Genomic DNA, 17,552 nt, shown 5'->3' with positions numbered 1-17,552 from the left:
TTACATAGTGGTAAATAAACTAGGTCTTTATATTAAGGTGTTAAGTGCAAAACTTTGAATATAAATTTAGTAAAAAACAACTAACCCTTTCTACGATTCTAAATCAAGAATCGGAACCGTTAGATGCATCAGTTATAACTAAACAACTTCAACATTCTGAATACTCAAATTTAGAAGTGCAGATTGATAACATCGCCAAGTTTGTCAAATCAGCCAATATCAAATTGGCTGATATTAAGAAAAACAAGTTACCTCCTAAGCCAATAGAAACAATTGCAGCAAAAGCGGCCGATGCGATGATCAGCATTTCAATTGATAAAGAAAAAATGTCAGTTGAAGCACAAGTCACCACGCCTATTGGTGGGATCCATATAGATTTGGCTGTGATAAAAAAACCTGTATCAATTCTGGAGTTCGTTACGGTTTAAAATCTTCTTTAATAAAAGAACTATTAACACTCTGTAAAGAGGCAGAGCCTGGTACCTTAGTTACTCATGAGATCGCCAAAGGCCTTCATGAAGTTAATGGAAATAATGCATACTTAACACCCCTAGTTGAACTATTCTCAGAGTCTTTCCGCAACCCTAAAGAACAAGCCGACGGGAGTGTAGACTTAAAAGACTTAGGGAATATTGACACAGTTACTAAAGATCAACCTGTATTAGAAAAGATCCCATATACAAGTGGCACTGAAGGAATGAATGTATTTGGCGAGTCAATACCAGCTATTCCAGGTAAAGATATAAAGCTACCACTAAACCCTAGTGTAAAGGTTAGCCCTGACAATCCAAACCTCCTGCTTGCTAATAAAGAGGGTCTTGTCCGTTTTGACGGTAAAGAACTGGTTATTGATGATGTTTTTATGTTGCCTGAGTTAGATCCACAAAAAGGACATGTTAAATTTAAAGGAAGCGTGGTTATTCAAGGAGATGTTTCTCCAGATATGAAACTGACCGCCACCGGTGATGTTGTTATTGGAGGGTTTGTAGAATCAGCGGTTATAAAGTGTGGTGGCGAATTAACAATTTTATCTGGTGCATCTGGCCGTATAGAAGAAGATAAAACAAATGGTCAGCATTACACCTGTATTCTGCAATCGGGCGGACAAATTAACCTAGACTTCGCGAACCAATGCGAAATTACCGCTAAAACACTGGTAAATGTTAAACGCCAGGTCAGTCACTGCATAATAACAGCCAACAGCCTTAAGGTTGGCCAAGGTAAAAAACCAAAAGGACAAATCACTGGTGGACGTTTTTTACTTTGTAAAACATTAGAGGCTGGCACGATTGGAACTGAATCTAACGTTGCCACTGATATAAGTATGAATCGAACTTACGATATTTTCATTAATAAAGAAATTGAGTTGGCTGATTGGATACAAGAAATGGTAACTCGACGTGAGAATTTAGAAGTCAGTTATAACAGTACAATGGATCCTAATAAAAAACTCGAATTAGAACCTCAACTCACAATGTTACAGTCCAAAATAGAAAGATATACTGGTTACCGAGCTGAATTAATTAAGAAACGGCGTGAGTATATGGATAACGTTTTTGTGAAGGTAAATACAAAACTTTACCCAAAAGTCTCCTTTTTCATGACTGACAATGCCGTAATTAGTGAAGAAAAAGGGCCGTCCGTAATCAAGATAGACGACTTTGAATTAAAAATATTACCTTTGATTTAATTGGTTTAACAACTCGATTTACGCTGATACTTACGTCGTGAAAGTATCAGCAGGATCATAACTGAAAATATATACCAATGTATGACCCCACCGGCGTCATTTTTTTCAATAACATCTTGTTTTTCAATCAAAATAGTAATTGATTTTTCGCTGATCGCTTCACCGTCAGACACTTCAAACATCACCGTTATTCCAGTTTGTTCATCTACTTCTGGAATCTTTATTGTTGGTGTTAAAGTATTTGTATTAAACATTTCTACTGTTATTCCTGTCGTTTGTGTCCAGCTATAAATTAAATCATCACCATCAGCATCAGATATTATCGCTTGTAACGTTACTTCACTGCCGCTTGTTACTGACATGTCACTTATCATTTCAATGATAGGCGCTCGGTTTACGATTACTTCACCATCAACTTGTGCTTTTACCGTGACTAAAATTATACTGCTACTGGACAACTCACCGTCATGGACAATTAATTCGAATTCAAGTTGCTTTTCTGCTTCAACCATAGGTGCGGTAAACGTAAATTTATAACTATCATTATTTAACATATCAATAGGGTCACCGCTATTTTGATACCATTTATAAGACAGGTTTGCCGCATCGTCATCTTCAACGTTAGCTTCTAGAATGACAAAATCACCAGCATTAACTGTTTTAATTGAATCTAATGTTATAACAGGTGCTAAATTCACATAATCACTGTTGTCTATGGTCAAGGTTATGCCTGCGACATTTTTTGAAAATGCGATTTGACCATTTATATCACCAACAAATAGATCTAAATCTGAATCACCATCGATGTCGACAAATACAGGCACAGATGCACCTTTTACCGCAAAGTCTAAAAATGGATTGTTTTCAGCTGTACTGATTTCAAATAACGCAGCGTTTGCACTTCCTGTATTTTCATACAAAACAAGACTACCCGCAGTATTGCCTAGGACTAAGTCGTAATCATCGTCTTTATCAATATCGATAAATGTAGTGACAACCGAAAAATAACCTTTAATTGTATAAAGAGGATTTTCATTCATTAATTTTTCTGAAAATGAAGGATTAGAAGCCGTGCCACTGTTTAAGAAAAATCGTATATTTCCAAGACTGTTGCTTATAAATGCGTCGAGATCACGGTCTCCATCAATATCAACAAATGATATTTTAGCTAAACTCCCCGCATCAATACCGCTAAATGGATTTTCACTGGCAGCCGATTGTTGGTAGCTAAGTGAAGAGCCCGTACTGGTATTTCTTATTAATCGAATAAATCCATCACTGTCACCAATAAATAAATCTTGATCACCATCATTGTCAATATCGACAAAACTTGGAGAAGAATGGAAGCTGCTAGCAAACTCAATAAGCAAGGTATTGCTGCTTGCCAATTGAATGAAATCAGGCGTTAACGAATTACCGTCATTAATGAATAACTTTAGCTCTCCACTAGCCGTTCCAATCAATAAATCTAAGTCATTATCATTGTCGATATCCGCAAAACTTGGGTATGCATTTTCACCAACATCAATATTAAATAATGGTGCTGCATTATTTTCTAGGGTTAAAAAATCAACCGCATTATATAAATTCAACTGATTACCAGTTTCATCTTTAATAATGATAGATAAAGTTCGAGATTCTGTTGGCTGCTCACTGTTATTGCCATAACTGAGTGAGGTTAACACTGCTTCGACGGCATCATTGTTAGCCAGTTCATTAAAGCTAATCAAAAAGTTAGAGCCCGCAATACCAGAATTATTTGGATCAATTTGAGCGATAACCATCCCTTTGAAGTACACATCTCCAGTATCTTCATTAAAGCTTAATTCAAGTTCTTCGTTATCAATTAATGTAATTGAGTCTTCAGATAATAATCCGCTGATAATAATTTGATGATCTTGGTAATTATTATCAGGATCGATCAACGATACATTCGGTAAAATGGCTGACATATTGCCATTAGTGACACTTTGTTTTCCAAGCGAAATGTTTGTTAATCCCGTTACTTCCGCTTGTTCTTGCTGATTTACAACCACAACAATTAAATCAATATTTGTCTGATACTCACCATCATTAATGCTAACAGTAAGTGAATACTCACCGTCAAGGTTATAATCATTTGGCGATTCAAAATTTGGAATTTGGTTTAATTCTAGATAACCATCAATTAATTGAAAATGCGGTTTATCATCACCACTTAAGATGACCGTCAGCTCATCATTCTCAGGATCAAAAATTTCTAATAAATAAGATAATTGTGTGTTTTCATCTACTTCAACTCTATTCGCCGATAAAATGGCTGGAGCTTCATTTACATCGATAACCGATACGCTTAATTCAACCTCTATTGATTCGCCTTTAATGTCGGATACTTTTACCATTACTTGATAGTTATTATTTAAATCGTCGTCTATTGGCGACTCAAAGTTTATGTCATGTTTAAATGATAATTGGCCATAATCATCAATGTTAAAATGAACATGATCATCACCTAATAATTGATAACTCAATTCAGTTTTATCTAAATAATCCACGTCAATAACTTGCACAAAAGTCGTATTTTCAACTATGGATATTGACGTTGGCCCTAGGTAATTCATCTCCACCACATTGTTAACCACTATTGCAGTATTACTCGTGCTATTCGCCCCCCTTTCATCCGTAGCGATAACCGCGATGTCATATTGATTATTAACATCTTTATCCGACGGTTTTTCAAAGTTTGGTGCAACAACAAACTTAATATAACCTTGAGTATCAATTGTAAATAATGCTGAATCTTGACCCGACAAGCTATATGTCACATTTTCATTTTCTGGGTCTTGAACTTGAGCTTGTATCACTTCAACGCTATTTTCAGAAACACTTACATTGGAAAACAAAGTTAACTCTGGTGCTTCGTTGACTTCTACAACCTTAATATTGATAGGATTAATGGTCGAATTTCCATCAGTATCTGTGGTTATTACGTCTAATTCATATTGATTATCAAGATTTTTATCCATTGGGTTTTCATAATTAGGATTGGCGTTAAACACTAATTGTCCTAATGCATTAATTTCAAAAACATCCTTATCTTCGCCCGTTAATGTAAATCTATACGCATTATCATTTTCATCACGTAGTTTTACTATTGCAACATATGTACTATTTTCTGACACTAAAAACGTATTGGTTTGGCTAAAGTCTACAGGGGCCGATTCTATTATTTGAACGCTGGTAGTTACAGAGCTTTGTGCACCTTGAGGGTCTTCCACTATAACGTCAAATTGGTATATATTGTCCCCATCAAAATCCATTGGATTATCATGGATCATTAAGTGGCTGAACGACATTACGCCATTATCGTCAATATTGATCCAATGGGCATCAACGCCTTCAACCTTGAGGTTTACCGTATCTCCATCGGCGTCTAAAAAAGATACTTGTCCGATTTCAAAGTGATTTTCTATCACCGTATATAAGGGTTGCGCATTTATTTGTGGGGTATCATTTTCACCTAGTACTTCTAATAAAATACCTGAATTGTTTTTGAAGTAGCTAATACTTCCATCATCACTTCCAATCAAAATATCTGAGTCGCCATCCATATCTAAATCAATAAACGTAGGGGCTGAATAACTTGATACTGATACATTGTTAAACGGATTATCTTCGCCAATTAATTCGACAAACATCGGCGATAAATAATTACCTATATTTTGGTAATATTGCAGCGTTCCAGATGCATTGCCTAGCACTAAATCAAAGTCGCCATCTTGATCAAAGTCGACAAAACTAGGAACACTAGACTTACTCGATTTTATATCCTCGAGTATATGTGAAGAAACATCATCAATGTTTACTTCAAACTTAAAAGTGTATCCATCACCACTATTTTCAAAATAATAAACATTTCCACTCAAGCTACCAACAAACACATCTGAGTCTGAATCACCATCTATATCAACAAATACAGGAGTCGAATTATCACCCACATCTAATAAGTAGAATGGATTATTTGCATTCATTAATTCTGCAAACTGTGGTTGTTCCGTGGTTCCTACGTTTAGAAAGAAATCTAACGTTCCGTCGTTTTCTCCAGCTAATACATCAACTTTATTGTCATAATTTAACTTAGAAAATGTTAAAGCACGTTCATATCGTGTCATTACTTCACTAAATGCATCGACTGCCTGGTTATCTTCTACAAATGCTATATCGATGTCATTGGTAACATTGTTATAAGATTGAAGTTGTTTGGCGAACTGTGTAACAAAACTGTCTAAATCGCCATCATTGTCTACGTCTGCAAAACTAGGTTTAACTGATTTTCCAAAACTCATTCCATTAAACGGATTTAAGTTAGGCATTAATTCAAACCCGTTATAGTTCACTATCGATATATTACCGACACGTGGGTGGGTAAAGTTGAATGTAATCACACGTTGAGATTGAGGGTTTGCTAAATCACTACTAAACATTAAACTCTGGAATATTGAGTGGATTATGTCTGCTGTTGCAAACTCAGTAAACGTCATGCTAAAACTAGAACCGTTAACACCATTATTTTCATTGTCGATGGTTGCAATTAAATTGCCTTGATATATAACTTCATTTTCATAAACAATAAATTCACTACTATCACTGGCGACTAATTGTATGTTATCCCCATCCAGTAAGCCGGAGATCGTTAACTTTTGATCGGCAAAATCTTCCCCAAAATCATTTAACATTATATTGGAAAATAATTTAGCGGATAAACCATCCGAAATGTCATCTTCTTCAAATGGATCAACACTTGTGTATTTAGCTGATATATTTTCAATTTCATTGTCTACCGTGACTTCAAGGTCAATTTGAGCAGATTGATCAACTTCGTCAGTCACTACGATAGTTAATTGGTAGTTGTTATCCTTATTTTTGTCTAACGGTAATTCAAAATCAGCTGGGCTAATAAAAGATAACACCCCCTTATCATTCAAATTAAACTGTGCACCATCGTCACCCAACAGCTCTATAATTAACGATTCGGTCTCTGGGTTCTCGATTTCAAATAAAGCTAATTCAGATCGGTTTTCAGTCACCGTTATCTGCTCATCTCCCTTAATGGTTGGAGCTTCATTTATGTCTAAAACGGTAATCGTTAAATCTAATATATTACTGGCGCCAGCAACATCCGTTACTTGAATGGATAATGAATAAATGTTGTCTGCGTTTTGATCTGTTGATAATTCAAAATTTGGATTTGCAATAAAGTTCAAGTCATTATTTTCTAGAACCTCAAACTGGAGCGCATCATCACCGAATAATTCTACCTGCCAATCATCTCCTTCTTCATCCGTGATGGATAACGAAGTTACAAATCTTGTATTCTCATCAACGTCTTGAGTTGAAATAACATCGATAATTGGAGCATCGTTTACTGGGGAAATTTCAAACGAAAATTTAGAGTCATCATATAAAACCTTAACTTCACCAGCTTTATTTCCACTTATTAAATCAGGAAACCCGTCGTTATTAATATCAACAAATATTGGGGTTACATGTTCACCCACGTTAATTATACTAAATTGATTTTCTTCATCACTTTGTTTTATGTAACTGCGCAAGTCATTTACAGGTAGGTTCAAATACAAATTTAACGAACCATCCGTTTCGCCTAAAAGCAAATCGACAAAACCATCATAATTAAAATCATAAAGAAAAGGAGCTGCTCGGGAATGCTCTCTTACATCTTGAAAAATATTGTCGCCATATCCTTTTAGAACAAAACTAGGTTCAAATTTGGTCCCTATATTCTCATAATAACTGAGCCCGCCATTGAGTCGGCCAAATAATGCATCGATTAAACCATCAGAATTAATATCTAGAAAGTTAGGTTTAACTGTATAATTAATTCGTTCTTTAAACGGGTTAGCCTCATCATTTAATACAAACTCAGGAGCCGATTTTGACCCTATATTTTCATAAAAAGTAACAATCCCTTTATTTTCACCTAGGAAAAAATCAAAATCACCATCTCCATCGATATCAGTAAAGGCTGGAAATGAATAGGTTAAATTTAGCGTACTTACCGATGTGAGTGGACTATTCTCGGTATCCAGCACAAATAAAGGATTATTACTATCGCCAGTGTTGCGATAAAATGTAAGTACTCCGTTTTTATCGCCTACAATCAAATCAAAATCTGTATCATCATCTATATCAACAAGAGCAACTGTTGTTTCTTCTTTCATATTTTCATCATCAAAAACCACTAGTTCTTGTGGGCTTTGGTAAAAATAGTTATTTACAATTTTTGTCACGTCATTTTCGGCGTTTTGTAATTTGATGAGTAAATTACGAGTGCCTGGTTGTGGATTTTGATTAAAAATGAAAATAGATCTTAACGTTGCTTGAATAGACAATTTATTGGCTGAAGCATTAAACTGAATTTTAAAATCGTCCGACTCTACAGTTAATTCACCTGAGAAAACGCCAATTATTTTATTTTCAAATAAAATACTGTTAGTAGCAGCATCAATAGAAATAAGCTCTGAGTTGTATAAAGTTATTTGATCTACTTTAACTCCGGTCGAAATGAAAAGGTTAACCGAACTGAAATCAAAATATTCATCCGATAGTATGATGTCTGGCAGCAAGTAAAAACCAGTTTCTAACTCAACTTCAGAATATGTACGAACCTCTAAATGTGACGATGATACCTGTCCTACCCCTTTGAAGGAGAACACACTGCATAAGACAAACGTCAATATTTTAAAAAAGAAAATTTCACACCAGAATCCTTTAAGATACTCAAGAATAACCATTAAACGCCCTAGTAATCGCAATTTTCGCGCCAATTCCTCAATCCCTTCTGCCACAAGGTTTTCGATGTAAAAGTGAAGTTGTTAAAGGTCTGCGTCAAAATATAGTTAGTAAATAAAAGTGAGTCTTAAGGTAAAACCCTAAGACATATTAAGATATGATTGAAAAGAACTAATTAGTGCAAACGACTATGTCGTTAAATAAGGAAAATTATGACAACTTGTTACAATGTGCCTAACTTGATGCCTTTTGAATTAGCCAAAAGTACATTGTTAAGTAACATAAAAAAAATCACGGAAACCGAAAGTATACTTATCCAAAATGCGGATAATCGTATATTAGCTAAAGTGATAACCTCTCCCTTGAATGTGCCAGCATTTAATAATTCGGCCATGGACGGTTACGCCATCCGCGATGATGCATTAAGTGATAAAAACGTAACTTCTCCCCCATTCACCCAATTTAAGTTAGTGGGCACCTCATTGGCAGGCACACCATTTAAAGGTGAATTAAATAACGGAGAATGCATTCGTATTATGACAGGTGCAGTAGTTCCGCAAAGTGCCAATTCTGTGGTGATGCAGGAAAATGTTGATGCCAATTCTGATGTACTAATCACCTTATTGCATCCCGCAAAACTGCATTCTAATATTCGTATTGCTGGTGAAGATATTTTACAAGGGCATACGTTATTTAATGCAGGTCACAAACTTAATGCCATTGATATTGGTTTATTATCCTCATTAGGCTTAACAACCGTTAATGTATATAGAAAGTTAAAAGTAGCTGTTTTTTCTACCGGAGATGAACTTAAAATGCCCGGTGAAACATTACAACAAGGTGACATTTACGAAAGTAACAGCCAAGTATTAGTGGCCATGTTACAACGATTGAATGTGGATGTAATATCGCTTGGTATTATTGAAGATGACCGTAAAGAGATTGCGGATGCCTTTTTTAAAGCCGATGAGTTAGCCGATGTGGTGATCACCAGTGGTGGTGTGTCTGTGGGTGATGCGGACTACACTAAAGATATTTTAAATGATATTGGCGATATTGGATTTTGGAAAGTAGCAATAAAGCCGGGCAAACCTTTTGCTTTTGGCACTCTACCTAACAGCGTATTTTTTGGATTACCAGGTAACCCAGTTTCTGCTGTCGTCACCTTTCATCAATTAGCCGTTCCCGCTTTAAGATATATGTCTGGTGGAAATCAAATCCCAAGCATTAAGCTTAATGCCGTCACCACTCACAGCATAAAGAAAAAAGCAGGACGCATGGATTTTCAACGTGGGATCATGGCAGTTAACCCAAAAGGCGACCTTCAAGTGACTCCACTTTCGGCACAAGGTTCAGGCATACTGTCTTCAATTAGCAGGGCAAATTGTTACATAATCCTTGCCCAAGACAATCAAGGACATCAAGCTGGCGAAACCGTTAGTATCGAGTTATTTGATTCCATTTTGTCTTAACTCTAAAGCGGCAAGACAGAAAGGGTAATAATCAGTAAAATAATAAAACCAGTCAATCGACTGGTTTTATTTATATTATTACTTTACCAATAAAATCAAAGCTTAAGCTGTTACTTGCAAACAAGCTTGAGTCACTTTTGACCATTGATTGTCGGCAATCCATTGTGGCGATGCGACCCAAGTACCACCTACCGCAAAACAGTTATTTAATGATAAATACTCATCTTTATTTTCTTGATTCACACCACCAGTCGGACAAAAAATAGCATCTGAAAATAATCCTGACATAGCCGAAATAAACTTAGCGCCACCTGATAAGGAAGCAGGAAACAGTTTCAATTCTTTAAAGCCGAATTCACGGGCCAATAATATATCCCCTGTGTTTGCGACACCAGGTAATACCGGCACGCCACAAGTACTCAATTTTTGCCCTAAGGTAGGTGTTAGTGCTGGCGTCACGATAAAGTCGGCACCAGCATTAATCGCGTCATCTAACGACTGAACGTCAATAATAGTACCCGCACCAACTATCATGTCTGGGAATTCACTTTTAATCGCAACAAGCGCTTCTAATGACGCCTGAGTTCTTAAAACAACTTCTACTAAATGAATACCACCATCACGCATTGCTTTTGCAATTTGAACGCCTTGTTCTGCAGTGTCTGCTTGAATAATCGGCAATAAAACCTGTTCACCCATTAACGAACGGAATGATTTCATATATCTGTACCTGTGATCTATTGTGTTATATGTAGGCTGAGCTAAATTCAAATACTTAGCTCAGTAGTGAGTTATTTCTAATCTGATTTTACATCTTGGTTTTAGCCGCATTTATATTAAATGGTTCAAATTTCTGTCCATTTAAGCTATCTATTAAAAACTGAGATAAACGACTTAAGTCTTGATTTGGTTGCCAAGTATTATCAAATACCCAAGCGGCTAAATCTGGATATTGTTTTGGAATAACATCCGAGGTTTTAAAGTTATCTTCAAGCCAAGAAAATTGATTTTCAGAACGGTTACCTTCAAAAAAATATCGCTGACCATACAAATTAGGACGCTCTACCGCTTTATTATTGTAGCGTTTTCTAAATATTGGTTTATCTGCCATGTTGTTAGAAAAGCTGGAGTTTAATAAATAAAACTGTGCATCATAATGATGTCGTGCAAGCCAGAATCCTTTGATACCGTCAAACTCACTTTCGCTGACCACAAGCTTATAATCCGAGTTTAACTCGCCGTCATGCCAAATAGTGGCTGAACGTTTTTGATTATAAAATTTGGAATTTTCTATTAACGCTGTACCGCGAGGACAAACAAAATCAGTGTGCCCTTCAAAGTAACAATGGGAGTGGTAATAACGGCCATTTTTGTTCCAAAGGCTAAGTGTATCGGCCCCACCAGCAATTATATTGCAATTATGAGTGATGATCCTATCGCTAAGCTCAAACCCTCTTACTGCAAACTGATGTTCATGATCGCCAGTTAACAAACCATACTCGTTAACAATAGACAGGTTCACTAAGGCGATATCGGTTCCATTAATATTAACCGCAGCTGCGCCCCAATCCGATGGATGTGTCTTGCGCCAGTCCGACCGTAAGATTGACGTTTTAATAATGGTATTCTTAGACGATTCCCCCACTAACGCAATATTATTTCGGGTAATAAACAACCGCTCTTCATAAACACCAGGTTTTATAAAAATAACGGCATTTAATGCTTCAACACTGGCATCTATAGCTCTTTGAATATTTGTATATTGTTGATGCTTACCAACAATATAGAGTTTGGTTTGTTGCTCATTAAATGCAGCTTCAGCGATAAAACTAAACACCACCCCTAAAAAGATAATAATGACTCGATTCATATCAAAGGCTCTATAAATTTAATAGGTCAATATTTACAGGCACTATTGCACCCTTTTGTTGGATAACTTGACCAGCAAGTGCATTGCCTAATTCAGCGCAATGTTTAGCTGGTTTATTATTAAACCATCCAGCTAAAAATCCAGCATTAAATGAATCACCAGCGGCGGTGGTATCAATGACGGTTGTTACGGGAGTAGTCGATATATGAGTTGTCACACCAAGATGCGTATAATAACAACCATTGGCACCGTCTTTTAGCACCAAATGGTTAATATCATGTTGCAATAATCTTGTACGGCAAGCATCTAAATTTTTGTCACCCCATAATAATTCTTCATCATCAAAGGTGATTAACGCCAGGTCGGCGATGTCATACATCAAATTGTAAAATAACTGTGTTGTGTCCTTATTGTTCCATAACTTAGGACGATAATTACCATCAAAAATGATTTGGACACCCTGCTGTTTAAGTACTTTTAACCTTTCAATAAGTTTATACTTGTCTTCGTCGGGCAAAATCGCCAATGATATGCCTGACAAAAAAATGCCATCGTAGTCAGACATAGATGTATAAGCAGCATTAAACTTATCATGTTGTAATAAGTACTTAGCTGCAGAATCGTCTCGCCAATATTGGAAAGTACGCTCTCCTCTTTCATCATTTTCAATCATGTATAAACCAACCTGACGGTCAGGGTCTATCAAGACTAAAGAGGTATCAACTCCAGCCTGCTGCCAACGGTTAATTATGGCAGTGCTTAATGGGTCATTCCCCATCACTGTGACAAAACTAACCATACCGGCTTCAGGTAATAGGGTTTTTAAATATATGGCGGTATTTAGTGTGTCGCCACCAAAACTTTGTTGCATGGTGCCGAGCACACGGCCAGATATTTCAGCCATGCACTCGCCTATAATGGCAAGTTTAAACTCGCTCATTATAAGGTTACTCCTTTTTTCCAAATTGCTACTTCACGGAATTCATTTATTTCATTTTTCACCGGTTCGCCATTACAAGAACGCACCAATAAATCAATAAACTCAGATAACAACTCTTCCATACTGGTATCTGTTACTAAACGGCCAGCATCAAAATCTATCCAATGACGTTTTTTAGTGGCCATTTCACTGTTGGTGGCTATTTTAAGGGTCGGCACAAAACCACCATAAGGCGTACCTCTACCTGTGGTAAACAACACCATATGACAACCACTAGCAGCTAATGCACTTGTTGCGATCGCATCATTACCAGGCGCATTTAATAAATTAAGCCCTGGAGTTGTCATGATCTCTCCATACTCTAAAACAGCCTGAACTGGGCTCAATCCCGCTTTTTGCGTGCACCCCAAAGACTTATCTTCAAGGGTACTGATACCGCCATTTTTATTACCCGGTGACGGATTTTCATAAATAGGTTGATTATGATCTTTGTAATAACGTTTAAAGCCGTTAACCATACCAACTAAGTCATTAAAGGTTTCTTCATCTTTACAGCGGGACATTAAAATGGTTTCAGCACCAAACATTTCCGGCACTTCGGTTAACACTGTTGTACCACCACGACTGATCAAAAAATCAGAGAACTGTCCCAATAACGGATTTGCGGTAATACCTGACAAACCATCACTGCCACCACACTCCAAGCCGAATTTAACTTCAGACAATCGACCCGGTTGGCGTTTATCTTGGCGCATGGTTTGATAAATCTCTTCCATCAAAGCAACCCCTGCTTCAACTTCATCTTCGACCATTTGGGTGATCAGAAACTTAATTCGATCGTGGTTATAATCACCTAAACCATCTTCGAATATTACGGCTTGATTATTTTCACAACCTAAACCTACAACTAACGCCCCGCCCGCATTGGGATGTTTGGCCATATTTTGAAGCAGCACACGTGTGGTTTCTAAATCATCTCCAAGCTGTGAGCAACCAAATTGATGTGGAAATACGTAAACACCATCAATTTCTAACTCTGGATGACGACGCAAGAATTCTTTTACCATATGTTGCGCCATACCATTTACGCACCCCACAGTAGGGATTAACCACAATTCGTTTCTTATCGCTACATCGCCATTATCTCTGCGGTATAATTGCACTTCTGGCGAATCATCTTGCTGAAATTTAGACAGTATATTTTCTGGCAGGTAACGATATTCTAATTCGTCGTTTAAATTGGTTTTCACATCATCCGTATGCACCCATTGACCCGCAACAATATCTTTAACCGCATTGCCAATAGGGGCACCATATTTAATAACAGGTGTACTATTAGCAATATCAATGATAGCGACTTTATGACCTTTATCCACGTCGCTTATTGGCGTTACAAAAACATCGCCATCTTGATAAGTTTGGCCTTTAGTCAACGACGTCAAAGCAATTACGACATTATCTGTCGCGTGTAAACGGATAATATGTTTCATAATTTATGCTTCCAAAGATTGAGTTAAAACGGCACGTACACCTTTTTCTAAAAAGCCGTCAAGACTGTTTGCTACAGCTTCAGTTAATCCAGCAACTTTATTTAGATCTTGTTCCCAATGCCAATCGGCACCTAATATTACATCTACTAATTGATGTGTATTGATTTTACTGGCTTCATGTTGCTGCCATACATCGCTAAATAATGTCATCCATTGTTCCGAGTCACTCAGCTCTATAGTTTGACCATCACGAGTTCCACGATACATTAATATTTGTCCTGCAATGGCATGTGCCATAAGCGTAGGCACTTGTTGTTTGTTTTCAACATATGTTAAAAGTTGCGGTAATATCCGAGTATGGAATTTGGTCATGCTATTTAATGAAATAGAGATCAATAAGTGATGAATATATGGATTTTTAAAACGCTTTATAACATCAGATGCAAACTGTTCTAACTCATCTTTCGGCAAGTTTAGAGTAGGTATAATTTCATTAAACATTAGTTGTTCAACGTATTTTGAGAACAAGGTATCATCCATAGCCTCCCCAACGGCATCAATGCCAGCCATATAAGCTAAAGGGACCAACGCAGTGTGAGCACCATTTAAAATGGCAACCTTACGTTGTTTATATGGATAGATATCGTCAACGACTAAAATGTTTAAACTCATGTCTTTTAAACATAGAACCTCTTCTAATTGTTTTGGCCCTTGAATAACAAAGAAGTGGAAGTATTCTGACGTCACCATAAAGTTATCTAAATAACCAAGCTTTGTTTGTAACTCGTCGTGTTCAGTTCGTGGAAAACCGGTAACAATACGGTCCACTAAGGTTGAGCAAAAATGATTTGCATCATTTAACCAAGTGATAAATGTAGTATCTAATTGCCACAACTCAGCGTATTTAAGTACGATCTCTTTTAGTTTGTCACCGTTATAATCAATCAACTCACATGGAATGATCATTAAACCAGCATCGTTATCACCACTAAAATGAACAAAACGTTTATATAACCATTGTGTTAATTTAGCCGGAAATGCTTTTGCAGGTGCATCGGATAATTTATCAGTAGCGATAAACTCAATGCCCGCTTCTGTGGTATTTGAAAAGATAACTTTAAGCGTTTCGCATTCTGCTAATGCCATGTATTTATCAAACTCTTTGTAAATTGGAATTTCTTCGTTTACACATTCAATAACATTAACTTGTTCAACAGCCTCACCGGATTCATTAAGCCCGCGAACCAAGGTGGTATATAAACCATCTTGGGTATTTAACAATGGAAGTGCATCGTAATCTATGGGTCTTATGATGCTAATACCCGCATTTAAATCCGTTTCTTTATTTAAATGGTCTATTTGCCAGTCGATGAAAGCACGTAAAAAGTTGCCTTCACCAAACTGCATTATCTTTGTAGGATAACGATTAGATGGAAAGTTTTGTCGATTTAATTGTTTCATATATCACCATGATTAATACCTGTTTTTTGTAACATTACGACAATTTGCCACCGGTGGCAACATATTTTGTTTGACATTTTGCTACCGGTGGCAAAGAATACTAATCAATCATTATTAAGTGCGAACTAAATCCATTGTTCACACCATAAATATCTAACAGTACTAAAGGTTACAGATGGAAAACTTACTATTTAACTTATCAGGTAAAACGGCGCTTGTCACAGGCGCTAGTCGCGGACTAGGTCAAAAAATAGCTTTGGGGTTAGCACAAAATGGTGCAAATGTAATTTGCAGTAGCAGTCGTTCAGGTGGTTGCTCACAGACGTTAGAGCTTATAAACCAAACAGGACAACAGGGATTTGAAATAAGTGCCGACCTTGCCGATAGTAATTCAGTCACTCAACTTGCAGAACAAGCGTTAGCTATCGCCAGTAAAGTTGATATTTTAATTAATGTGGGTGGCACAATTTTCAGAAGCCCAGCGGTAGATTACCCATTAGATGAATGGCATAAGGTGATGGCGGTTAATTTGGACGCAAGTTTTATATTGGCACAAAAGTTAGCGCCAGAAATGATCAAAACAGGCTCAGGTAAGATCGTCAATATCGCTTCTATGCTCTCATACTCTGGTGGCATAACAGTGCCAGCTTACACAGCTAGTAAACATGCTATCGCAGGCGTTACCAAAGCATTAGCTAATGAATGGGGGTCACACAACATTCAAGTTAATGCAATCGCACCAGGTTATTTCCGTACCGATAATACCCAAGCATTACAAGATGATCCTATTCGAAACAAAGAAATAGAAAACCGCATTCCTGCTGGACGCTGGGGTAACCCAGAAGATCTAGTCGGCGCTGCAGTATTTTTATCATCAAAAGCCAGTGATTATGTCAATGGACATATTTTAGCGGTGGATGGCGGTTGGTTAGCTCGCTAAACATAAAAATAAACACTAACAAAAATAAATATAGGTTTATGTTATGACAAAAACTCATTTTGAAAACCGATACGCTATTGGTCCTAACGAAGTGAAAGGGTTTGATACCCAACAACTTCGAGATGCATTTTTAGCGGCCACGTTAATGCAAGACGATACCATTAATTGGGTGTATACCCATTATGAACGATTTATGGTTGGTGGTGCTGTCCCCGTTAATGAAACACTCACATTAGAAACGTTAGATGCATTAAAAGCAGACACATTTCTATCGCGCCGAGAACTTGGCATTATCAATGTAGGTGGTGCAGGAGTTGTGACGGCAGATGGGGTAGAGTACCCACTTAACTACAAAGATTCTTTATATTTGGGCAGTGGTAACAAACAAGTAACATTTAGCAGTGTTGAAAGAACAACACCTGCAAGATTTTACTTAAATTCAGCACCTGCCCATCAATCGTTCGCCAATAAACGAGTTCCTTTTGGAGGTGGTAAACAACTGCAAATGGGCAGTTTAACTACCAGTAATGAACGAGACATTAATCAATCTATGATCAATTCTGTGGTTGAAACCTGCCAGTTACAGATGGGCATTACTTGTTTAAAAGATGGCAGTGTTTGGAATACGATGCCAGCCCATCAGCATGATAGACGTAACGAAGTTTATTTCTATTTTGAAGTCCCTGAGTCGCAAGCGGTTTGTCATTTTATGGGGGAACCCACTGAAACCAGACATATCTGGGTGCATAACGAGCAAGCGGTCATTTCGCCACCTTGGTCTATACACTCAGGTTGTGGCACACAAAATTACAGCTTTATTTGGGGTATGGCTGGTGAGAATTTAGATTACAGTGATATGGATTTTCACGCTCCTAACCAATTACGATAACAAGGTACAAA

At 37.1% G+C, this 17,552-nt stretch carries 11 protein-coding genes; 5 read left to right on the top strand and 6 right to left on the bottom strand.

Translation table 11 applies throughout. From position 1 onward, the window contains the following. The first annotated feature begins 44 nt into the window (after positions 1–44). A complete protein-coding gene (locus RT723_RS15705; protein WP_315948027.1) occupies positions 45–428 on the top strand; it encodes a hypothetical protein in 384 nt (127 codons plus the stop codon). Then, a complete protein-coding gene (locus RT723_RS15700) occupies positions 401–1,690 on the top strand; it encodes a flagellar assembly protein A (RefSeq protein WP_315948551.1) in 1,290 nt (429 codons plus the stop codon). The genes RT723_RS15705 and RT723_RS15700 overlap by 28 nt, the downstream gene beginning before the upstream one ends. Before the next feature lie 5 nt (positions 1,691–1,695). On the opposite strand, the gene RT723_RS15695 is transcribed toward RT723_RS15700, so the two are convergent. Then, positions 1,696–8,481: an FG-GAP-like repeat-containing protein gene (locus RT723_RS15695; protein WP_315948026.1), complete on the bottom strand. Its 6,786-nt coding sequence runs from the start codon at positions 8,479–8,481 to the stop codon at positions 1,696–1,698. Between the two features lie 210 nt (positions 8,482–8,691). Between RT723_RS15695 and moeA the strand changes: the two genes are divergently transcribed. After that, the gene (moeA, locus tag RT723_RS15690) at positions 8,692–9,951 is read left to right on the top strand and encodes a molybdopterin molybdotransferase MoeA (RefSeq protein ID WP_315948025.1); all 1,260 of its coding nucleotides are present in this window, start codon (positions 8,692–8,694) and stop codon (positions 9,949–9,951) included. 102 nt (positions 9,952–10,053) lie between these two features. Here moeA and eda read toward each other — a convergent pair whose 3' ends face one another. The 5 genes from eda to RT723_RS15665 form a co-directional block, all read right to left on the bottom strand. Further along, on the bottom strand, positions 10,054–10,671 hold the full coding sequence (gene eda, locus RT723_RS15685; RefSeq protein WP_315948024.1) for a bifunctional 4-hydroxy-2-oxoglutarate aldolase/2-dehydro-3-deoxy-phosphogluconate aldolase: 618 nt from the start codon (positions 10,669–10,671) through the stop codon (positions 10,054–10,056). A gap of 88 nt (positions 10,672–10,759) precedes the next feature. Continuing rightward, positions 10,760–11,821 (bottom strand): pectinesterase family protein, encoded by a 1,062-nt coding sequence (locus tag RT723_RS15680; RefSeq protein WP_315948023.1) that lies wholly within the window; start codon positions 11,819–11,821, stop codon positions 10,760–10,762. 10 nt (positions 11,822–11,831) lie between these two features. Continuing rightward, positions 11,832–12,761 (bottom strand): sugar kinase, encoded by a 930-nt coding sequence (locus RT723_RS15675; RefSeq protein ID WP_315948022.1) that lies wholly within the window; start codon positions 12,759–12,761, stop codon positions 11,832–11,834. Next, entirely contained in the window at positions 12,761–14,251 is a 1,491-nt protein-coding gene (locus RT723_RS15670; RefSeq protein WP_315948021.1) for a UxaA family hydrolase, read from the bottom strand. Before RT723_RS15670 ends, RT723_RS15675 begins: the two co-directional genes overlap by 1 nt. A gap of 3 nt (positions 14,252–14,254) precedes the next feature. Next, a complete protein-coding gene (locus RT723_RS15665) occupies positions 14,255–15,712 on the bottom strand; it encodes a tagaturonate reductase (RefSeq protein ID WP_315948020.1) in 1,458 nt (485 codons plus the stop codon). A 175-nt stretch (positions 15,713–15,887) separates the two neighbouring features. Here RT723_RS15665 and RT723_RS15660 point away from each other — a divergent pair, with 175 nt between their 5' ends. Then, positions 15,888–16,652 (top strand): SDR family oxidoreductase, encoded by a 765-nt coding sequence (locus RT723_RS15660; RefSeq protein WP_315948019.1) that lies wholly within the window; start codon positions 15,888–15,890, stop codon positions 16,650–16,652. Positions 16,653–16,695: 43 nt separating this feature from the next. Then, on the top strand, positions 16,696–17,541 hold the full coding sequence (gene kduI / locus RT723_RS15655; protein WP_315948018.1) for a 5-dehydro-4-deoxy-D-glucuronate isomerase: 846 nt from the start codon (positions 16,696–16,698) through the stop codon (positions 17,539–17,541). Positions 17,542–17,552: the final 11 nt, after the last annotated feature.

The sequence above is a fragment of the Psychrosphaera aquimarina genome (assembly GCF_032461525.1).
GTDB lineage: Bacteria > Pseudomonadota > Gammaproteobacteria > Enterobacterales > Alteromonadaceae > Psychrosphaera > Psychrosphaera aquimarina.
This window is presented reverse-complemented; position numbering and strand designations above follow the sequence as displayed.